This window comes from Sphingobacterium psychroaquaticum (genome assembly GCF_900177625.1).
Classification (GTDB): domain Bacteria; phylum Bacteroidota; class Bacteroidia; order Sphingobacteriales; family Sphingobacteriaceae; genus Sphingobacterium; species Sphingobacterium psychroaquaticum.
In genome coordinates this window covers 1-20,653 of the sequence record NZ_FXAU01000004.1, presented here as the reverse complement: position 1 = coordinate 20,653, position 20,653 = coordinate 1, and the positions used below count along the sequence as shown (strand labels likewise).

16 protein-coding genes and 1 pseudogene are annotated in these 20,653 nt (G+C 41.9%); 5 read left to right on the top strand and 12 right to left on the bottom strand.

Annotation, left to right across the window (positions count from 1 at the left end; genetic code table 11):
- Positions 1–19: 19 nt before the first annotated feature.
- Both pckA and B9Y69_RS11265 read right to left on the bottom strand, forming a co-directional pair.
- Positions 20–1,633 (bottom strand): phosphoenolpyruvate carboxykinase (ATP), encoded by a 1,614-nt coding sequence (gene pckA / locus B9Y69_RS11270; RefSeq protein ID WP_234991210.1) that lies wholly within the window; start codon positions 1,631–1,633, stop codon positions 20–22.
- A 206-nt stretch (positions 1,634–1,839) separates the two neighbouring features.
- Positions 1,840–2,742, bottom strand: coding sequence for a S66 peptidase family protein (locus tag B9Y69_RS11265; protein ID WP_085473075.1), 903 nt, complete (start codon positions 2,740–2,742; stop codon positions 1,840–1,842).
- Between the two features lie 166 nt (positions 2,743–2,908).
- On the opposite strand from B9Y69_RS11265, the gene metG reads away from it, so the two are divergent.
- Entirely contained in the window at positions 2,909–4,978 is a 2,070-nt protein-coding gene (metG, locus tag B9Y69_RS11260) for a methionine--tRNA ligase (protein ID WP_085473074.1), read from the top strand.
- Between the two features lie 142 nt (positions 4,979–5,120).
- Here metG and brnQ read toward each other — a convergent pair.
- The 5 genes and pseudogenes from brnQ to B9Y69_RS11235 all read right to left on the bottom strand — a co-directional run bounded on the left by brnQ (position 5,121) and on the right by B9Y69_RS11235 (position 9,275).
- Positions 5,121–6,358 (bottom strand): annotated as a pseudogene (brnQ, locus tag B9Y69_RS11255) (branched-chain amino acid transport system II carrier protein).
- A gap of 44 nt (positions 6,359–6,402) precedes the next feature.
- On the bottom strand, positions 6,403–7,254 hold the full coding sequence (folP, locus tag B9Y69_RS11250; protein ID WP_085473073.1) for a dihydropteroate synthase: 852 nt from the start codon (positions 7,252–7,254) through the stop codon (positions 6,403–6,405).
- Between the two features lie 115 nt (positions 7,255–7,369).
- Positions 7,370–7,846 carry a DUF4920 domain-containing protein gene (locus B9Y69_RS11245; protein WP_085473072.1) on the bottom strand — a complete coding sequence of 159 codons (477 nt, stop codon included), beginning with the start codon at positions 7,844–7,846 and terminating at the stop codon, positions 7,370–7,372.
- 20 nt (positions 7,847–7,866) lie between these two features.
- Positions 7,867–8,445 carry an L-threonylcarbamoyladenylate synthase gene (locus B9Y69_RS11240; protein WP_085473071.1) on the bottom strand — a complete coding sequence of 193 codons (579 nt, stop codon included), beginning with the start codon at positions 8,443–8,445 and terminating at the stop codon, positions 7,867–7,869.
- Between the two features lie 8 nt (positions 8,446–8,453).
- Positions 8,454–9,275, bottom strand: coding sequence for a 2,3,4,5-tetrahydropyridine-2,6-dicarboxylate N-succinyltransferase (locus B9Y69_RS11235; protein WP_085473070.1), 822 nt, complete (start codon positions 9,273–9,275; stop codon positions 8,454–8,456).
- Between the two features lie 62 nt (positions 9,276–9,337).
- Here B9Y69_RS11235 and B9Y69_RS11230 point away from each other — a divergent pair, with 62 nt between their 5' ends.
- Together B9Y69_RS11230 and B9Y69_RS11225 are read left to right on the top strand one after the other, a co-directional pair.
- Positions 9,338–9,739 carry an RNA-binding S4 domain-containing protein gene (locus B9Y69_RS11230; protein WP_085473069.1) on the top strand — a complete coding sequence of 134 codons (402 nt, stop codon included), beginning with the start codon at positions 9,338–9,340 and terminating at the stop codon, positions 9,737–9,739.
- 1 nt (position 9,740) lies between these two features.
- Positions 9,741–10,769: an isoaspartyl peptidase/L-asparaginase family protein gene (locus tag B9Y69_RS11225; protein ID WP_085473068.1), complete on the top strand. Its 1,029-nt coding sequence runs from the start codon at positions 9,741–9,743 to the stop codon at positions 10,767–10,769.
- A 6-nt stretch (positions 10,770–10,775) separates the two neighbouring features.
- Here B9Y69_RS11225 and mtgA read toward each other — a convergent pair whose 3' ends face one another.
- Positions 10,776–11,513, bottom strand: coding sequence for a monofunctional biosynthetic peptidoglycan transglycosylase (mtgA, locus tag B9Y69_RS11220; RefSeq protein ID WP_085473067.1), 738 nt, complete (start codon positions 11,511–11,513; stop codon positions 10,776–10,778).
- A gap of 113 nt (positions 11,514–11,626) precedes the next feature.
- On the opposite strand from mtgA, the gene B9Y69_RS11215 reads away from it, so the two are divergent.
- Positions 11,627–12,610 carry a hypothetical protein gene (locus tag B9Y69_RS11215; RefSeq protein ID WP_085473066.1) on the top strand — a complete coding sequence of 328 codons (984 nt, stop codon included), beginning with the start codon at positions 11,627–11,629 and terminating at the stop codon, positions 12,608–12,610.
- 48 nt (positions 12,611–12,658) lie between these two features.
- Here the strand turns inward: B9Y69_RS11215 and lat are convergent, their stop codons facing one another.
- Complete coding sequence (lat, locus tag B9Y69_RS11210) at positions 12,659–13,945, bottom strand: L-lysine 6-transaminase (protein ID WP_234991209.1); 1,287 nt, start codon at positions 13,943–13,945, stop codon at positions 12,659–12,661.
- Complete coding sequence (gene amaB, locus B9Y69_RS11205; protein WP_085473064.1) at positions 13,945–15,474, bottom strand: L-piperidine-6-carboxylate dehydrogenase; 1,530 nt, start codon at positions 15,472–15,474, stop codon at positions 13,945–13,947. The genes lat and amaB overlap by 1 nt, the downstream gene beginning before the upstream one ends.
- A gap of 116 nt (positions 15,475–15,590) precedes the next feature.
- Here amaB and B9Y69_RS11200 point away from each other — a divergent pair, with 116 nt between their 5' ends.
- Positions 15,591–16,760, top strand: a complete 1,170-nt coding sequence (locus B9Y69_RS11200; RefSeq protein WP_085473063.1) for an acyl-CoA dehydrogenase family protein — start codon at positions 15,591–15,593, stop codon at positions 16,758–16,760.
- Positions 16,761–16,804: 44 nt separating this feature from the next.
- On the opposite strand, the gene B9Y69_RS11195 is transcribed toward B9Y69_RS11200, so the two are convergent.
- Positions 16,805–18,220: a Gfo/Idh/MocA family oxidoreductase gene (locus B9Y69_RS11195; protein WP_085473062.1), complete on the bottom strand. Its 1,416-nt coding sequence runs from the start codon at positions 18,218–18,220 to the stop codon at positions 16,805–16,807.
- A 16-nt stretch (positions 18,221–18,236) separates the two neighbouring features.
- Positions 18,237–19,637, bottom strand: a complete 1,401-nt coding sequence (locus tag B9Y69_RS11190; protein ID WP_085473061.1) for a 3-keto-disaccharide hydrolase — start codon at positions 19,635–19,637, stop codon at positions 18,237–18,239.
- Positions 19,638–20,653: the final 1,016 nt, after the last annotated feature.

Sequence of the window (20,653 nt, the reverse complement as noted above, 5' to 3'; positions counted from 1 at the left end):
TTACGCTGCTTTTTTTATATTAGATTTTTACTTCTTGTATTCTTGGTGAAGCGCTGATGATTTCTGCACTAGCCTTAGCTTTATATTCTTCAAAGTTGTTGATAAACAATTGAGCGAGTCTATTCGCTTGGTTATCATACGCATCTTTGTCTGCCCATGTATCTTTCGGGTTCAAGATCTCATCTGGTACATTCGGGCAAGATGTCGGCATTAGTATACCGAAAACCGAATGCGGTAGAAAAGTTGCGTTGTCCAATTGACCTTCAATAGCTGCTTGAACCATTGCACGTGTATATTTCAAGCTTATGCGATTACCTGTACCGAACGCTCCGGCTGTCCAGCCCGTATTTACTAACCATACATTAACATCACCGTGTAGATCTAATTTTTTACCCAGTAATTCTGCGTATGTTGTCGGGTGTGCCGGTAAGAATACTTTTCCAAAACAAGCAGAGAATGTTGTTTGTGGCTCTGTGATACCTATCTCTGTCCCTGCTACTTTAGCGGTATACCCCGAAATAAAGTGGTACATCGCCTGTGCCTTAGTAAGCTTAGAGATTGGAGGTAATACGCCGTAGGCATCACATGTTAAGAAAAATATGTTCTTGGGAATATTTCCCACAGATACTTCCTTCGCATTTTCAATATGATCAATAGGGTAGGCGGCGCGTGTGTTTTCTGTCAGCTTCGCATCCGCATAGTTCACTGTATTTGTTCCCGGAAAGAATTGAATATTTTCCAGTAAAGTAGGATGCTTTATTGCAGCGAATATTTGCGGTTCTTTTTCCGCACTCAAATCGATGCATTTAGCATAACAACCTCCTTCAAAATTAAACACCGTATCGTTTGTCCATCCGTGTTCATCATCTCCGATTAACATACGATTAACATCAGCCGATAACGTAGTCTTTCCTGTTCCGCTTAAGCCAAAGAATAAAGCGGTATCCCCTTTAGCACCTTCGTTAGCCGAGCAATGCATTGGTAACACTTGATGCTCATGTGGTAGGATGAAGTTCAGTACCGAGAAGATACCTTTTTTCATCTCTCCTGTATAGGCCGTGCCACCGATCAAAATCATTTTTTTGGTGAAGTTGATGATCGAGAAATTTTCTTGGCGGGTACCATCTGTTGCTGGATCGGCTAAAAATTCAGGAATTTGTACAATAGTCCACTCCTGTTTGTAAGTTTCTAGCTCCTCATTCGTTGGTCGAAGAAATAGATGGTGACAAAATAAATTTGCCCATGGTAGCGTATTGATAACCGTAACATTGATTCTGTAATTAGAATCAGCCCCAGCGTAGCAATTGCGTACCCATACCTCTTTATCTTGAAGAAAAATTTGCATTTTCTCCAAAAGATTATCAAAAGCTGAAGTCGATATTGGAATGTTTACTTCTCCCCAGTCGATTACATCTTTAGTGTAATCATCTTTAACAATAAACCGATCTTTTGGGGAACGTCCTGTAAATTTACCGGTCTCAATGCAAAGTGCCCCTTGGTCACTTATCTTTCCCTGTCCGCGCTCAATCGTCTGCTCGACAAGTGTGTCGGCGTCCACATTTAAATAAACCTTTGCCGCTAGCGTATCCAAACTATCTGTGGATCTTAGTGGATTTGGTTGTCCCATTTCCATAACCATATCATAATTTATTTTTACTGATGCTAAGTTATGGAGAATATCATGAGGAATGTCACCGCGGATACTTTTCGTAAAGAATTGAATAAAAACGTTTAATCGTTATGATATTTGGGCGTATAAAAAAATTAAACCTCAATAGTTATAGAGCTATTGAGGAATTGTTGAAAATATTAAAATGGAAAAAACAGAATTTATGCAAACTAATCAAGGTATTTTAACGAAGTTTCTTCGTTTTTTACCCGTAGTTTGATGTTTTTCCCCATTATGAGACTGTGATTATTTTCGATGTGTCCCGCTGGGTAACCGAATGCTACCGGGAAATCATACGCCCTAACTTTGTCCATTATTATGTCTTCAAATCGTTGACCAAATGCGGGGTCACTATCTTTGAGCGAGGTGAAACCTCCAACAATTAAACCTGCTAATTTGTCTAATTTTTTTGCACGCTTAAGTGTCCACAACATACGATCGATGTTATAATGTGATTCACCAACATCTTCAATAAACAATACCTTACCATCATATTTGCCATCTGATTTTGAGCTAAGAATACTTTGTAATATGGCTAGATTACCTCCGATTAGTTGACCAGATCCGTTGCCCGACCTATTTGGATAATCGGTTTGACTATATGTGAAATCCATTTTTTGTCCGAAAAGGGCACGCTTTAATGATTCTAGCGCATCTTTGGAGCTATCTTCAAATGACTTTGGCATTTGTCCGTGAATAGTAGGAATATTAAATCGGTGGTGTATATGGCTATGTAATACCGTAATATCGCTAAAGCCAATCACCCATTTAGGATGTTTTCTAAAACGGTTGAAATTGATATGATCGATAATGCGAACGGTTCCGTAACCGCCGCGAGCCGCAAATACTGCTTTTATTGACGGGTCGTCTAACGCTTTCTGTAGGTCGGCAGCACGAAGGGCATCGGTACCCGCAAATTGGTGAAACTGTGAGGTGACTGTTTCGCCCACTTCCACTTCTAATCCCCATTCCGTTAATACCGTAACGGCAAGGTCGATATCGCCCTTAATGTAACTTGCAGGACATACAATGGCTACTTTATCGCCTTTCTTAAGAAATTCAGGTATTTTCATACGACACGCTTATTTTAACCGCAAATTGAGTTATCTTTGCGAAAGAAACAAATCTTTTTTTAAAGAGCCTTTTTTCAACAGAAGCTAAGGGACTCCAACCTGTCTTGTGACTGTAAGTCTTTTCTGTTTATCAGGCCATTTACGTATCATTTAAAATTACTACACCTTGAGTATTTTATCGAAGAATCGTTTTACTATTACATCGGCTTTGCCGTATGCCAATGGACCTCTCCATATCGGACATCTTGCAGGTGCATATATTCCGGGAGATATATTTGCGCGTTTTTTGCGCTTGAATAAAAAGGACATCGTTTTTGTTTGTGGTTCGGACGAACATGGAGCTGCGATCACCATTAAAGCGAAAAAGGAAGGTGTTACACCACAACAGATCATTGATAAGTATAATAAACAAATCAAAGAAAGCTTCGAAGAGTTTGGTATTCACTTTGATATTTATCACCGTACATCGGAGAAAATTCACCATGAATTATCGCAGGAATTTTTCTTGAACCTTTATGAAAAAGGTGAGTTTATTGAGAAGTTTTCTGAACAATACTTTGATGAGGATTATCAACAATTTTTAGCGGACCGTTATATTGTCGGTACTTGTCCACATTGTCACAACGAAGGAGCTTATGGCGACCAATGTGAGAAGTGTGGTACCTCTTTAAACCCGACAGATCTCATTAATCCAAAATCTACGCTTAGCGGAAAGACGCCGATTCTTAAAGAAACGAAGCATTGGTACTTGCCGTTGGATAAATATCAACCTTGGCTCGAAGAGTGGCTCATTGAAGGAAAGAAGGGAGAGCTTAAGTCTAATGTATTCGGGCAATGTCAATCCTGGCTTAAGTCGGGTTTACAGCCGCGTTCCATGACGCGTGATTTGGATTGGGGCGTAGACGTACCATTGGAAGAAGCTGCAGGAAAGAAACTGTATGTATGGTTGGATGCCCCAATTGGTTATATTTCTGCGACGAAACAATGGGCGATAGATAATAATAAGAATTGGGAAGACTATTGGAAAAAACATGAAAATGAAGCTGACGACTCGACGTTGATTCATTTTATTGGCAAGGATAATATTGTTTTTCACTGTATTATTTTCCCAGCGATCTTACACGCACACGGAGAGTATATCCTTCCGGATAACGTACCGGCTAATGAGTTTTTGAATTTAGAAGGAGAAAAGCTATCGACTTCCAGAAATCATGCCGTTTGGTTACATGAGTATTTGGAAGAGTTCCCGGGTAGGCAGGATGAGTTACGGTATGTGCTTACCTCTATTTTACCGGAGACTTCGGACAGTGAGTTTACATGGAAGGATTTTCAGGCCCGCGTAAACAATGAGCTCGTTGCTATTCTTGGCAACTTTGTGAATCGTGTTATGGTTTTGAGTCAGAAATATTTTGATGGAGATCTATTGATGGGCTCTGCACTGACGACGCAAGATCAATCGGTATTGGATGAGTTAAAATCTTTTCCGGTAGAGATTAGCAATTCAATTGGGCAGTATAGATTCCGTGAGGCACTGGGGCACTTTATGAATGCTGCACGTTTGGGGAATAAATATTTGGCGGATGAAGAACCTTGGAAAGTTTTTAAAGAGGATCCTGAGCGTGTGAAAACCGTTTTATATGTGGCGGGGCAAATTGTGGCTAACTTAGCGGTTTTAGCGCAGCCATTCTTACCGAAATCTTCGGATCGTTTGTTTGCTATGTTGAACCTTGAAAAGCAGGAATGGGAAAATGCTGGTCGTCCAGATATCATCCCTACCGGGCACACATTGGGCGAATCGGCTTTGTTGTTTGAGAAAATTACAGATGAACAAGTTGATTTCCAGTTACAGAAGTTAGCCGATGCGAAGGCGCACAATGCGTTGAGCCAGTCTACTGCGGAGCCAGCAAAAGCGAATATCAGCTATGATGATTTCTTGAAGATGGATGTACGCATAGGAACAATTATCGAAGCAGAGAAAGTCGCTAAAACAAAAAAACTTTTGAAGTTGAAGATTGATACGGGAATAGATCAACGTACTGTGGTTTCTGGAATTGCTGAGTTTTTTGCACCAGAAGATATTGTCGGTAAGCAAGTTTCTATTTTAGTGAACCTTGAACCACGGGAGATTAAAGGTATTACATCACAGGGAATGATCCTAATGGCAGAAGATGCGGATGGACGCCTTGATTTTGTTAATCCGACATCAACGATAAAACCGGGTAGTACGGTTCGGTAGTGTGTGGTTAGTAGATCGTAGTTGGTAGCGCGAGGGTAGTCAATGACCGGGCTGCTACTATAAAAAGAGCGTTAAATCGAAGAAGATTTAACGCTCTTTTTTATGAATCTATGGTTCGGAGTACTCGCAAGTTTGGCAAAGACTAATTGCGTAAGCTCCTGATTTTTTCAATAACGAAGAACAAGACAAAAAATACAATAGACGGCACAACCCACCCCAATTCGTATTCAAAATACGGAATACGATTTAGTTGAACCAAGACCTGTGGCGAGAGCAGATTGAACATATTCAATAACCCTAGCGAAGCAATAAGCGTCGTCGCAATAAGTGCTCCGACATACGGTAATTTGGAGGTGATGAAACGTCCAAAAATTACAATATAAAGGACGAGTGTAATGACAATAGGGTATACGAAGGCCAGAGGAGGGTACGCAAATTGAATAATGTTGTCTACACCGGTAATCGATAATACGGCAGAGATCAGACAGCAAATGGTGACCAATATTTTGTAGCTTATTCTTCCGCCGGTGAGCTCACTAAAAAAGGTGCCAACGGCAGCGGTTACAGCGATAGCGGTTGTCAGACAGGCTAAGGCTATACTAAGCGCAATGGCGAGGGTGCCATATTCTCCTAAAACGGTTCTAGAAATATGGATAAGTAATTCGGATCTCTTGATATCGAGATTCGTTATGCCTGAAGTGGAACCGAGATAAATTAATCCCCCATATATACACAATAAGCAGCGAGCGCACCCGCAGCAATCACGACTTTGCTTTTTTCTTTTGTAGACGCGTATCCCTTGGTTTTTGTTGCAGCGATAATAATGCCTGCGAAAACGACGGAAGCGAGGACATCCAATGTTTGATATCCCTCCATAAAACCAAAACTAAATGCTTCTGTCGTTGATACAGAACGTTCTGTAGGAACGGCTGTAGGATGGATAATACCGCTGACCACTAAGATTGTTAAGAGGATAAGTAAAAAAGGAGTCAGGAAATTACCGACCAGATCGACAACCTTAGAAGGAACGATGGCGAAAAGCCAGGTGGCAGCAAAAAAGATAATCGATGTCCAAATGTGGTTACTATCCGGAAAGGACGGGAGCACGCCTACTTCGAAGGTCGTGGCCGCTGTTCGAGGAATCGCAATTAGAGGACCGATACATATCATGATGATGCTTCCAAGAATAGGTGCGAGTTGTGGATGAACACGACGTCCTAGATCATTAAAGTTATCGCCGGAATTATTGACGGATATAATTCCCATAAAAGGAAGTAAAATGCCGGTCAAGGCAAAGGCCAAGATCGTAATCCAAATATGTGTGCCGATCTGTAAGCCAATAAATGGAGGAAGGAGTAAGTTTCCGGCACCAAAAAACATCGCGAAGAGTGCAAATCCAATGGTTACAATGTCACTTATCTTCTTCACAGTATGGGGTTAAATAGTAGATCAATAGTTTGTTTTGCTTCAGCAACGTCATGAACCCGTAGAATGTGGATGCCTTTTGTTAGTAAGATCGTATTTAAGACAATGGTGCCTGTCAATGCTTCGCTGGGTGTAATATTTAGTTTTTTGTAAATCATAGATTTTCGAGACAATCCGCCTAAAATCGGAAGACCTAGATATTGTAGTTCCTCCAAACGATGAAGGAGTTCATAGTTTTGATCTAGATTTTTCGCAAAACCAAAGCCTGGATCTAAGATAATATCTTTTACACCTAAGGCACGTAGCTGGTTTACTTTTTCTGCCAAAAAAGTAGCTACATCTTCTACGATATCATCATAGGTGGTTAGCTCTTGCATGTTTTCTGGAATACCGCGCATGTGCATCAAGATGTACGGCACTTGTAACTGTGCTACGGTAGCAAACATATTGGGATCTATAGTTCCGCCGGATACATCATTAATGATATGAGCACCGGCAGTAATTGCTGCTTCAGCGACCTCCGCTCGAAAGGTGTCAATAGAGAGTATCGCGTCAGGGTAGGCCTTGTGCAGTTTTTCAATTACAGGTATGGCGCGGTTAAGCTCTTCCTGCACGCTGATGAGTGGTGCTCCAGGTCGAGAGGAATAAGCTCCGATATCGATAATGTCAGCACCATTTATCAATAGCTCATTGGCTTTGACCATGGCCTGCTCTACGTTATTATGTTGCCCGCCATCGTAGAAGGAGTCTGGCGTGATGTTGAGGATTCCCATCACTAAAGGGCGATCAAATGTGAATAGTTTCCCTTTGATGTTGATCGATTGTGTTTTGTGCGTCTTTAAGCTATTCATTAACAGCTAAGATAATAAACACAGCCGAGAAATGTGTTTTTTTGAGGCCTAGACTTTCAAATGAAAAGGGCTCCCAAAGTATGGAAGCCCTTTTCTATGGTGGAATTATCCTTACTTATTTGATAACGTATACACCATCAGCCACGATATTGATATCCGTTTTCGGCTTCGTGATCTTAGCAATTTCCTCTTTTGAGGCACCTTTATCTTCCGCGTAGTGTTTCAACCATTCTACAGATGTTTCTTTCACTTTCGCACGGCCTTCTACTGCTACTTTTTTACCGATCAGATCTGCTGGTACAAAGTAGCCGTAATCTGTGAAACGCACCATAATGGTTTCGCCATTATCGCGTTTAAGTGTCATGAAGCAACCTTTCTTTTTACAAACTTCAACCACTTCACCTTCAATTTTTCCAGTGAAGGTTTCCGATTTTTTAAGATTGTTTTCCAGTTTGTTTACGGAGATTGCATTTTTGGCATCAATTTTTTTGCCATATTGTACACCCGCTTTTGCAGGTTCTATTTTTTGTTGTGCCTGGCTCAGTTGAAGCGAAACCAACACACAGAACAAGAGTCCGATTATCTTTTTCATCGTCTTTACTATTTAGCTATTTATTTTCTCAAAAATACAAATTTTCCGCTAGGATCAAGTTTCATGACGGTAGAAGATTTGCCGTCACCTTCCTCATCTTGTTGGTATTCGACGATATAGTCAACGCCTTGTTTTACAGCGTCATCAATGTCCGCAAAACTTTTAGGCGAAGGTTCGCCACTCAGGTTGGCTGAGGTCGAGATAATAGGCTTCTTAAAACGCTGCAACAGCTGCTCACAAAAAGGATGTTTGACAACTCGAATGCCGATAGATCCATCTTCTGCAATCGCATTTGCAGCCAGATTTTTGGCATTGCTATATACGATCGTTAGCGGCTTCTCCGTGTATTCGATCAATTCGTAGGCTACTTCGGGAATATCGTTGACATAAGAGGCCAGCTGATTGTCATTGTGTAATAGAACAATCATGCTTTTACCGATATCACGCCCCTTGAGGGCGAATATTTTGGCAACAGCTTCTTCATTTGTGGCGTCACAACCAATGCCCCAAATGGTATCGGTGGGATACAAAATAAGGCCTCCGCTTTTTAGCGTTTCTAAGGCCTTATTTAAATCTTCTCTATCGAAAGATGTATACATCGTTTAATTTATACGGCTACACTATGATCACGTAAAGCATCATTCAATGATGTTTTCTTGTCTGTTGACTCTTTACGTTTACCGATAATCAGCGCACAAGGAACTTGGTATTCGCCTGCAGCAAATTTCTTTGTGTAAGATCCCGGGATAACCACGGAACGTGCTGGTACATAACCTTTATATTCCACAGGCTCATCACCGGATACATCGATAATTTTCGTGGAGGCTGTCAACACGACGTTTGCACCCAAAACAGCTTCAGTTTCCACACGGATACCTTCTACGACGATAACGCGTGAACCAACGAATACATTATCTTCTATAATAACTGGAGCCGCTTGTACGGGTTCTAACACACCACCAATTCCAACACCACCACTTAAATGTACATTTTTACCAATCTGTGCACATGAACCTACAGTTGCCCAAGTATCTACCATCGTGCCTTCATCCACGTAAGCACCAATATTCACATAGGAAGGCATCATAATTACGCCTTTGGATAGGTACGCGCCATAGCGAGCAGATGCACCAGGAACAACACGCACACCAATTTCTTTGTAATTGGTTTTTAACTTCATTTTGTCATGATAAATGAAAGGACCATTGTCAATCTCTTTCATATCGCAAATAGGGAAGTAAAGGATAACGGCTTTCTTAATCCAATCGTTTACATGCCAACGTGATCCAATAGGTTCCGCAACACGAAGTTTTCCTTCATCCAATTGTTGAATGACGAAACGGATAGCATCAGTATATTCCGAGTATGTCAATAAGTTTCTATCTTCCCAAGCTTCTTCTATCTGTTTCTGAAGTTTTTCTAGTTCCATGTTGATTTTGTATGTATTTTAATGTAGTTACAAACTTATGAAAATTAAAGTAAATTTGCTGTATGGCTGAAGAAAAGGAAAAACTAAGAATCGATAAATATCTATGGTCGATTAGACTGTTTAAAACACGGAGCTTGGCGACTGAGGCATGTAAAGCGGGTCGGGTGAAGCTGAATGGACAGAATGTGAAAGCATCCTATGTTGTTAAAGTAGGGGAGGTCTATCAGATTCAAAAAGGACCAGAGCGTAAGGTTATTCGTGTAGTCGGATTATTGGAACGTCGCGTCGACGCGAAAACGGCTGTTCAGTTTTACGAGGACCAGACACCGGAAGAGGAAACCTACGCATTTAAGTCGGTATTTCATGCGCCTATGCTGAAGCGGGACCGCGGAACAGGAAGACCCACGAAGAAAGATCGTCGTGAGATTGACGATTTAAAGTCGGATCTTTTAGACGACGAGTAAGATGGTGAAGAGAATTTTTGTACTTGCACTTTTGGGGTGTTGTTCGTATATCCTTCAGGCACAGCAGATGAAACAACCTACCTACGTATTGGCCATCCACGGTGGTGCCGGAACGATCTTGAAAAAGAATATGAGTGATGCGCTAGAGCAGGCCTATCGCGTTGTTTTAGAACAGTCTCTACACGAAGGGTATCAGGTGCTTAAGGGAGGCGGAACGAGTGTTGATGCTGTGGCTGCTGCAATTCGGGTAATGGAAGATTCTCCGTTATTCAATGCAGGAAAGGGGGCTGTTTTTAATCATAAAGGAGAAAATGAATTGGATGCATCGATCATGGATGGAAAAACTTTGCTAGCAGGTGCCGTTGCCGGGGTACAGACGATTCGTAACCCTATTATGGCCGCTAAAGCTGTGATGGAACAGTCTGAACACGTGATGATGGTGGGCCGTGGAGCCGAAGAGTTTGCAACGACCAAAGGAGTGGAAATCATTGACCCATCTTATTTTTGGACGCAACCGCGATGGGATGCCTTGCAACGCATTTTAAAACGAGACGCTGAAAAAACAGAATTAGATCATGGGGCACCACAAACGCAGTTGGCAAAGCCTAATGATGAAAAATTTGGTACGGTAGGTTGTGTGGCATTGGATAGCTATGGAAACCTAGCTGCGGGGACGTCGACCGGAGGGATGACGAACAAGAAATATGGTCGTGTTGGAGATTCACCTATTATCGGGGCTGGAAACTATGCAAACAAGCAGGTCGCTGTTTCATGTACAGGCTGGGGTGAATTTTATATTCGTACGGTTGCTGCCTACGATGTGGCGGCGCAGTTGTCGTATAGTTCCGCTATAAGTACTGAAGCGGCAGCAAAAGCAGTAATCGAAAAGATCGGTGCACTCGGGGGCGATGGTGGTATGATCGTTCTAGATCATAATGGGCAAGTTGCCATGCCTTTCAACACCGAAGGGATGTATCGCGGGACAATCACCAAAGAGGGTAAAATTGACGTACGGATCTACAAAGATTAGTGAAGTTTATTTTGGGATATCGTAATAGTTGATGTAACGCACAATACTGTTTGCTCGCCTATTTACATACGAGGATGGGCGGCGCGCATCCCATTTTTGTGGGCTTGGTAGAATCGCAATGATTAAAGCGGCTTCTTTTTTTGTTAAGCTCTTGGCTGATTTGCTGTAGTAATACTGAGCCGCGGCCTCGGCACCATACACCCCTTGCCCCATTTCTATAACATTTAAATATACTTCAAGTATACGTTTTTTACTCCAGCATACTTCAATCAATACGGTGAAGTAGGTCTCTAATCCTTTACGAAACCACGATCGTTCAGGCCATAGAAATACATTCTTAGCCACTTGTTGACTAATCGTACTTCCGCCCCTTAATTTTTTGCCTTCTTGATTTTTTTCAAAGGCTTCCATAATAGCTTTGGTATCGAAGCCATTGTGCTTCAGGAAAGTGGCGTCCTCTCCGGCAATGGCTGCTCGTTTTAGATTATCTGACATCTCGTCGTATGGAAGCCAATCTTTCTCTATTTTCCATTCTTTGCCTGCTGCTTTGCGCTCTATCGCACGTTGTAGCTGAAGAAAGGTCACGGGGGGATTCATGAAAATCAACAGTAAAACCCAAAAAAGCGAAAAACCAAAGAAACCAATGGTAATACGCGCTATCCATATTCCGATTTTTCGTTTCCAGCTTACTGTAGTTCTTTTACTCGTTTGTTTTTTCTTTGTTGCAGCGCGTTTAATAGCCATTGTATTTGGTTTGACGATACAAAGCTAGGGGAAATTTACGGAAATGCTAAAAGAATCTTTATTGACATTAGTCATACACGATTGTAGGGTAAAAGAAATACCTTTGCCCCTATATGGCACGGAAACTTTACAATCCATTTTTAGATTTTAAATTCGATAATCAAACCTGTTTCTTAACAGGTGATGCGCTTGTCTCTGCGGACGAGCAAATACAAGTGTTCCCGGTATGGATGATGCGTGCTTTTGGGTTAGAGGAAAGTCCTTTTAAAATGTTGGATGAGAATATCGTTACCTACAAAAGCCTGAAGCTGCCGTGTAGTGTGGATGCGGCTCAAGCGATTGGAATTATGGATGATGCGGTTGAGCAAGCGATTGAGCAAGGCTATCATGGAGTTCGGGAATTACCGCAAGAACTCCTGTTTCAATGGGTGGGACGTATCTTATATGGTGTTGTCTTTAATGAAATACAGGCCGGCGTCAAGCAAGCCCTGATCAGTGGGGGGGATATGAACTTTTCACAAGCTTTAGTGCATAAGTTTCGTAACCTGCATACCATGTTGCAATCCTTGATTCTACCGATGGAATTTGAACACAAGAATCCATTTACCATTCTTGTGCTCCCGGTAGATAATCCAGCTGATACATTTAATTATAGAGATGAAATCAATACGTTGATTTTTTCTTTACGAATGAAGGATTTTGCGATTATTGCTACACTGCAAGACAATGGTACCAATGCGATTTATCATGAAGAAGTTTTGGAGAAAGTTAAGGACCATGTGTTGCACCCGATTCAGTTTGAAGAAATCTGTGCTCGGTATTTCTACACCGCATACCTCTTTAATCGTTTGCCCGAATATACATTTATGGAAACACCACAAAAGGTTTTTGTAGAACCTATGCCACTAAACGATTGGACGTTGAAACCTATTTTTGATAATTGGCAAGCGAAAACCTATGGGCAGGTGTTGGAGAACTTTTGGAAACCATGGGGATTTACATTGTTTGAAATTATAAAAAATCCAGAACAGCCCATGACTTTTATTGCCGATGAAAGTGGAGCTTTTCGGGTTATTGAAGATATACCGAAACAATAACATTTATCGTAATATGCCCCGGGACTAAGAAGTGACCGGGGCATATTCTTATAACGATTTTTCGACCACAGCAATAGCCTTGTCTATATCTTCAATAGTCGCAGTGAGGTGTGGTCTGAAACGGACACTCCGTTCGCCACAACCCAAAATAATCATCTTGTTCTCAAATGCTGAATGTACAAAAGCATCACGCTGCTCAGGTGTGTCAAAATCAAATGCAACCAGTAAGCCTAGTCCGCGAGCATTGCTTAAGTGCTTATGTGTATGGGTCAATTTTGTTATTTTGTCTAGCAGATATTCACCAGTTTTTTCAGCTTTCTCAACGAGCTTTTCTTTTTCAATAATTTCCAGAATCAATTTAAAGCGAATCATGTCGATGAAATTTCCGCCGAACGTGGAGTTGATACGGCTTGATTCTTTAAAAACATGGTTTTCGACCTGGTCCAGCTTTTCCCGATTGGCAAGGATTCCACAAACTTGTGATTTTTTTCCAAAAGCGATTACATCAGGAATAATATCATAGTGCTGGAAAGCCCACATTTTACCGGTCATAGCGAGCCCCGTTTGTACCTCATCCAATATTAATAAAATCTCGTGTTCGTCACAGATCTGACGTAGTTTTTTGAAAAATTCTTTGCGAAAATGATTGTCGCCACCTTCGGCCTGGATGGGCTCAATAATTAAACAGGCAACTTCATGAGGTGCTTTCTGTAAAGCCTCTTCAATCTGTTTAATCGCTAAACGTTCTTCCTGTATCGTCTCGCTAATCGCATCCTCTGTTATTGGGAAGGTTAACTTCGGGTTGGTAATCCTTGGCCAATCAAATTTTGGAAAATACATGTACTTTCTGGGATCTTTGGTGTTGGTCAACGATAAGGTGTAGCCCGATCTGCCGTGGAATGCTTGCTTAAAGTGAATAACCTGTGAAGCTTCTTTTTGTATTCCACGTGAAAGGTTAAGTCTTGTTTTCCAATCGAACGCGGTTTTTAATGCGTTCTCTACGGCAAGTGTACCTCCAGAGATGAAGAAGCAGTAGGAAAGTTCCTTCGGCATAGCAACACGTTCAAAGGTATTGACAATGTCTGCATATTGATAAGGATATGCATCTGACATGGCAGGTTTATTAATCGCCATCTTCCCAAGGAAATCCTGTTGAGAGACGATATGCGGATGATTGTAGCCCACAGGTGAGGAGGCAAACATGCTAAACATATCAATGTATTCATCTCCATTGCGATCCTTAATATAAGAACCGTGTGAGTTTTCAAGATCTAGCTCTATAGGCAGACCATCGGCTAAGATATGTTTTGAAAGTTGTTTATGTAGTTCTCTCATTATAAATCAAATTTAATGCCTTGTGCAAGAGGAAGGCTTGTGCTGTAGTTAATTGTGTTCGTTTGTCTGCGCATATAAGCTTTCCATGAATCCGATCCCGATTCTCGTCCCCCTCCTGTTTCTTTTTCGCCGCCAAAGGCCCCACCAATCTCCGCACCTGAGGTGCCGATATTGACATTGGCAATACCACAATCTGAACCATTCTGGCTGAGAAATAGCTCGGCTTCACGTAAATTGGTCGTCATGATTGCTGAGGATAAACCTTGCGCTACTTGATTCTGTAAAGCGATCGCATTTTCCACTTCACCTTCGTACTTGATGAGATATAATATAGGAGCGAATGTCTCTGTTTGAACAATTTCATAGCTATTTTCGACTTCGGCTATAACAGGTTGTACATAACACTCACTTTCGTAGCCTTTCCCTTTTAGAACTCCACCCTTGACAAGTAATGTTCCACCTTCGGCCTTTATTTTATCAATGGCAACGAGATAGTTTTGAACGGCATCGGTATCGATTAAAGGACCCATATGATTTTTAGTGTTCAATGGATCTCCAATTTTAATCTGTTTATAAGCGTCGGTCAAAGATTTTTTCACCTGCTCATAGATGTCTTTGTGAATGATTAGTCTTCTGGTGCTGGTGCAGCGTTGACCTGCTGTGCCGACTGCGCCAAAGACAGCACCTATGATTGTCATTTTTAAATCGGCCTGTGGTGTGACAATAATGGCATTGTTCCCTCCAAGCTCTAATAGAGATCGGCCTAACCGATTAGCTACTGTAACGGCAACCTGTTTGCCCATGCGGGTAGATCCTGTTGCTGAAACCAAAGCGATACGCTTATCTTCTGCAAGCCATTTGCCCACTTCAGCATCCCCAGTTACAAGAGAAGAGATTCCTTCGGGGAGTTTGTTCGCCTTTAATACATCTGCTAGTATCTTTTGACAGGCGACAGCGCATAAAGGAGTCTTTTCGCTACCTTTCCAAATAATAACATCGCCACATATTAAAGCGAGCGCCGCGTTCCAGGACCAAACAGCAACAGGGAAGTTAAAAGCTGAAATAATACCGACGATACCGAGTGGGTGATATTGCTCGTACATCCGGTGTGACGGGCGCTCTGAGTGGATCGTGAATCCATACAATTGACGCGATTGTCCCACTGCAAAATCGCAGATATCAATCATCTCCTGTACTTCTCCTAGTCCTTCTTGGTAAGATTTCCCCATTTCGTAAGAAACCAATTTTCCGAGAACATCTTTTAGTTCACGCAATTTGTCTCCAAACTGTCTGACGATTTCTCCTCGCTTTGGGGCAGGGATATCAGCCCAGACCTTTTTAGCGCTTTCGGCAGCTTGAAGTACTTTGTCGTAATCTTTTCGTGTGGAAGAAGAGACCTGTCCGATTGATTTACCATCGACAGGCGAAAACGAAGTAATTTTTTCGCCTTGACCAAACCATTTGGTGCCCGTTGATGTTCCATTAACAAGCAGATCGATCCCAAGCGCTTTTAATTCTTTCTTGATCATATGTAGGTTTATATTATTCTATGATTTCATAAAAATAGTGAATTTTATTTTTATAAATAAAATTTTAAGTGTAAAATATTTTATAATTTTAGTTCAGTAACGAATAGATCTATTTTATGAGAAATATCAATATCGATTATTACGCCATTGATGACTTATTGAGTGCGGAGCAAAAGATGGTTCGGCAGGCCGTTCGCGAGTTTGTTCAACGTGAAATCCGTCCGACTATAGAGGAGCACGCGCAGGGGCATACCGAAATACCCGGATTGATGAAAAAACTAGGAGATATTGGAGCATTGGGAGTTTATATTCCCGCTACATATGGAGGAGCGGGGTTAGATCAGATGTCGTATGGTTTGATTATGCAGGAATTAGAAGCGGGCGATTCGGCTGTACGGTCTGCCGCATCGGTACAATCGTCTTTGGTGATGTTTCCAATATACACATACGGTTCGGAACAGCAAAAACAAGAATTGCTACCGGCTCTTGCAAAGGGGGATTTAATTGGTGCTTTTGGACTAACAGAGCCGAATCATGGTTCGGATCCCGGACAAATGGAAACGCGATTAACAAAAGATGGTGACGGTTACCGTTTGAATGGTGCTAAGATGTGGATAACGAATGCTCCTATATGTGATGTTGCGGTCGTGTGGGCACGCGATGAGGCAGGTAAGGTTCGTGGTGTTATCGTGCGGAGAGAATATGCGGGTTTTACGCGTATAGAGACCGGAAATAAATGGTCTTTACGTGCTTCTCGTACAGGCGAGCTGGTATTTGATAATGTATATATAAGGCAAACAGATATTTTGCCGGATGTTGCTAGCATGAAAGGCCCGTTATCGTGCCTTAATTCGGCTCGATATGGTATTTCATGGGGGGTGATTGGAGCTGCTTTAGACTGTTATGAAACGGTAGTAAAGTATGCTACGGAGCGAGAGCAGTTCGGTAAACCGATCGCGGCATTTCAGTTGCAACAACGTAAGATGGCTGAAATGTTGACGGAGATAACCAAAGCACAGTTGTTGTCGTGGCGTTTAGGAGTTTTAAAAAACGAAGGAAGAGCTACGCCGCAACAGATCTCCATGGCGAAACGAAACAACGTAGAGATGGCTTTGAAAGTGGCACGCGAAGGGCGTCAAGTGCTTGGTGCGATGGGAATTGTTGGGGATTTTCCACTGATGCGACATATGATGAACCTGGAGTCTGTAATTACGTATGAAGGAACGCACGATATTCATTTGTTAATCACAGGACAAGATATTACGGGATTAAGTGCGTTTTCGTAATTGTCTTTTGCAGCACCCTCGGCGCTGCAAAAGACAAGCGTGTATTAGACTTTGTAATATTGTTCCCATCCTTTTGCAGGAGGGGGACCCATTAATAGTGCGTTTGCAAATCTATCGTTGGTTATTTCTTTTTTCTTCGGGTCGAAGATAATTTTATTATTTAATCGCTGTGTGATAACGCCTAAACAGAAGACCTGACTGAGTGGTCCGGCTATATCAAATGAAGAGCGTGTTTTTTCTTCTCCTTTACAAGCTTTGAGGAAATTAGCAAAGTGATTGGAAGGAGAGGCTGGTACTTCCGGTAGTTTTCGCTCCATCTCTTTCGCTTTATCTGCAGGTATAATTTGCAAAGTACTTCCGTGAGACCCACCTTTAAACGTTAGGTTCTTGCTATAGATGATTTTTCCTGGATTTAATTTTACAGGCTCTATTTTACCTGTGCTTGGGGGTGGAATATTTGGGTCTAGTCCAGATACCCCATAACCCGTAGGAATAGGCGGGAGGTTATCTAGCCCGTCGTACCAGTTAATGTCTAGTGCCGGCATCTTGCTACGTTTCGGAAAATGGAATTTTAATGTCGAAGACATAGGGAAAAAGAATGAGTTATGACCATCTAATTTAATGGCCTCTACTGAAGTTGGATATCCCAGATTTAAAAACTCATGTGCTGTATCTAAAATGTGAGCGCCCCAGTCGCCTAGAGCCCCCATACCAAAATCGAACCAACAACGCCATTGTCCATTTACAAAGTCTTTATTATAATCGTGCCCTAAGGTTTGCATTTGCCAGATGTCCCAATCCAAGGTGTCAGGAATTGTTTCTGCGTGTGGAAAACGCGTTATATTCGGGTCCCATGTATGCCAGCGACGCGGCATATTCATGTGGGCATCAATACGGGTAACATCCTTAATAATACCTGCTTCCTGCCATGTTTTAAATTGGAAGTAGTTGGCCTCAGAATGGCCTTGATTTCCCATTTGAGTCACCACATTAGGATGTTTGGCTGCTTTGTTCATCATCAGCTCAACTTCCCAAAAAGTACTGGCCATTGGTTTTTCGACATATACATGTTTTCCCATGTCGATTGCTTGCATGGTTACGGCAAAGTGAGCAAAGTCAGGGGTGCCAATAGAGACAGCATCAAATTCATTGGACATCTCATCGAACATACGTCTGAAATCTTGGAATTTTTTTGCATCCGGAAATAGCTTTAAGATATCCAACGTGTGTTTAGCCCCTAAATCGACGTCGCATAACCCCACGACATTACATAAGCCGGTTTTATGTAGATCTTTAATGATTTCAGCGGCTCGGTTGCCAATACCTACACAAACCAAGTTAATGCGCTCGTTGGGGGACGCCATCTTGATATTTCCAAGCAGGCTATTTGACATAATTAAAGCACCACCGACCATAGTGGTCTTTTTAATAAAGCTTCTACGTGATAAAGAGTGGATCATTTTTCGTCTTTTTTGATTACTTGATCTTTTTAATTTTTATGTTGCGGAAGGATACATTGTCGCCATGATCCTGTAGGAGGATATGTCCTTCTTTAGCTTCGCCAAAAGCCTCCCAGTCTTTGTATTTACTTTTAGCAACAAGCTCTTTGAACTCTTGCGATCCGCGTTGATAGCTTAACATTTTTATACCATTAAGGTAGTGTGTAACTTGATTGTCTGGCGTGACAACAATACGCCCTCTGTTCCATTCTCCAATAGGTCTACGTGCTCTCCCTTCTCTATTTGATGTCTTTAAGTCATATAAAGAAGCGAGTGTTCTGTTGCCCTCCCGACCAAGCTTAGCATCGGGGTGCTTCTCATCGTCTAATATTTGATATTCAAGTCCGATAGCAGAACCGTTCGTTTGTTCTTTTAACGTAACAAAATATTTAACACCACTATTAGCTCCAGGTGATAATTTGAATTCGAAGGATAGGTCAAATGCTGCGTATTTATCTTTTGTGATGATATCGCCCCCGTTGGTAGATTCGCCGCCATCGGATTTTAGAACAGTAATCGTACCATTGCCCACAGACCAACCTTGCGAAGGGAATTTATCGGAGCGTACACTGCGCCATTCGTTGGCATTTTGACCGTTAAACAGCAACTTGAAGCCATCCTTTTTCTCCGATTTACTTAACTGATTAGGCTGTAGATTGACAATATGTATATTATTTGTCGACGATTTAGGCTTTAGGTTTGTTGTTTGGATGCGGATGTTTTTAAAATACACCTTCTGCCCGTCTAGATCTTCAGGGATACTATGTACTTGCAACCCAATAAAGCCTTTTCTATCTATGGTATCTATGACAGACGCAACGGGGACACCATTCACCCATGTTTTTAATTCGTCTCCAATAGCCTCGATGCGGTAATGATTGTATGCATTGCTTTTATATAGACTTTTTGCACTTTCGTTGAGATCTACAGGGTAAAGCCATCCGCGACGTGCTTCATCGTAGACACCACCAGTCCAAGCGCGTGGGGTCGGATCGATCTCCATCTGGCGACCATATACACGTCCTTGTCCATTATTGGCTGCGGCGTCGAAATGACTCCGTGTCTGTATACCGGAATTGGTCTGACTCCCTTCAAGCTTTACATCCAACTCTAGTATAAAATCGCCATATTCTGCTTCTGTAATCAAGAATGAGTTGGGGGTCTTTTTTGTCATGCGTCCCACAATTGCACCATCTTCAACCGTGTACGGTGCTTTTCCGCCAACGGCTTTCCAGCCATTTAATGTGCTGCCATCAAAAAGGGCATGCCAACCTTTTTGATCTGTTGTAGTCGTTTGTGCAGATAAGCTATAAGGAAGCATGCCTGCTGAAAATAACCCTGCAAGGATAAGCGATGTGGCTCGTAATGTTTTTTTCATTGTAGTATTCAAATTTGGTTTATAGTTGCTCGAGAACATGAGAAAGCTTTACTGTTATGGTATTGCTTTTTTTGTGACTTTATCTTTGCATTATCTAAAGAAGTTAGGCCTTGTTCATGTGTGTTCTGCGAGGGTATTGTTTATAATCATTTTTTGGCCTATTACAATGATATTAATAAACCAGATGATTTTTAAATGTTAAGCAGTGTTTTTTAACGAAAACGTTTGAGGGCAGGAGAAGTTCATTGATTATAGTTCGTTGGTTGTTCATTGTATATCGCTGTTGGTTTGTCGGGAAGAAAATTGAGACAGCTTTGTTTTAGAGGAATTAGTCGGTTAATCCGATAGCCAACAACCCTGTCGGTGATCGCGAGGAAGGGGAGGAAGTTCAGCGCTTAGGCAGGTAGTCTGTATGGTCCGTCGATCTCTCCGGAGATCGAGTATGACCTATTTTCCTAAAGACGAACCATTCCAGGAGCTACCAACTGCCGACGACTTGTTGCCCATGTTTCTGCGATTATACGCCCTTCTCCTTATCGCCCTTCTCTAAACAATGAACAGCAACCATGCTCTTACTGTCTTCAATCTTTATGTACTTATTCTTTTCTATGACCTGTCCTTATTTGCAAACTACGACCTGTCGAGTGTCCTCTGATAAACTAATTGATGCTGGCGCGAACCTCTGGTTCGTGTCCCTCCATGTCCCCATGCCCTTTTCTACAAAACATAATCTATAAACAACGAGCTCTTAGCAATCCAAACATGAACTACTTTCTACAAACCATAATCTACGAACTACTTTCTACAAACTACCAACTACGATCTACCAACTACCGAAAAATATCCACCACGTTTACAGCGCGTTATGCAGCATCCCAAAAAAAGACCCAACAAAGTCTTGGAAGGAATAGGTAAAGTTTTCTACCTTTGCACCACTCCGCAAGGGAGGAACACTTGAAATAGAGGTCAAAAACGAGGTTACCGAGCACATAGAGCGAGGTTTTACCGAATTTTTG

What these genes read in the sequence shown, in the direction of transcription:
- pckA (WP_234991210.1), bottom strand. Translation starts at nt 1,633, where the DNA reads ATGGAAATGGGACAACCAAATCCACTAAGATCCACAGATAGTTTGGAT.
- B9Y69_RS11265 (WP_085473075.1), bottom strand. Translation starts at nt 2,742, where the DNA reads ATGAAAATACCTGAATTTCTTAAGAAAGGCGATAAAGTAGCCATTGTA.
- folP (WP_085473073.1), bottom strand. Translation starts at nt 7,254, where the DNA reads ATGAATAGCTTAAAGACGCACAAAACACAATCGATCAACATCAAAGGG.
- B9Y69_RS11245 (WP_085473072.1), bottom strand. Translation starts at nt 7,846, where the DNA reads ATGAAAAAGATAATCGGACTCTTGTTCTGTGTGTTGGTTTCGCTTCAA.
- B9Y69_RS11240 (WP_085473071.1), bottom strand. Translation starts at nt 8,445, where the DNA reads ATGTATACATCTTTCGATAGAGAAGATTTAAATAAGGCCTTAGAAACG.
- B9Y69_RS11235 (WP_085473070.1), bottom strand. Translation starts at nt 9,275, where the DNA reads ATGGAACTAGAAAAACTTCAGAAACAGATAGAAGAAGCTTGGGAAGAT.
- B9Y69_RS11230 (WP_085473069.1), top strand. Translation starts at nt 9,338, where the DNA reads ATGGCTGAAGAAAAGGAAAAACTAAGAATCGATAAATATCTATGGTCG.
- B9Y69_RS11225 (WP_085473068.1), top strand. Translation starts at nt 9,741, where the DNA reads ATGGTGAAGAGAATTTTTGTACTTGCACTTTTGGGGTGTTGTTCGTAT.
- mtgA (WP_085473067.1), bottom strand. Translation starts at nt 11,513, where the DNA reads ATGGCTATTAAACGCGCTGCAACAAAGAAAAAACAAACGAGTAAAAGA.
- B9Y69_RS11215 (WP_085473066.1), top strand. Translation starts at nt 11,627, where the DNA reads ATGGCACGGAAACTTTACAATCCATTTTTAGATTTTAAATTCGATAAT.
- lat (WP_234991209.1), bottom strand. Translation starts at nt 13,945, where the DNA reads ATGAGAGAACTACATAAACAACTTTCAAAACATATCTTAGCCGATGGT.
- amaB (WP_085473064.1), bottom strand. Translation starts at nt 15,474, where the DNA reads ATGATCAAGAAAGAATTAAAAGCGCTTGGGATCGATCTGCTTGTTAAT.
- B9Y69_RS11200 (WP_085473063.1), top strand. Translation starts at nt 15,591, where the DNA reads ATGAGAAATATCAATATCGATTATTACGCCATTGATGACTTATTGAGT.
- B9Y69_RS11195 (WP_085473062.1), bottom strand. Translation starts at nt 18,220, where the DNA reads ATGATCCACTCTTTATCACGTAGAAGCTTTATTAAAAAGACCACTATG.
- B9Y69_RS11190 (WP_085473061.1), bottom strand. Translation starts at nt 19,637, where the DNA reads ATGAAAAAAACATTACGAGCCACATCGCTTATCCTTGCAGGGTTATTT.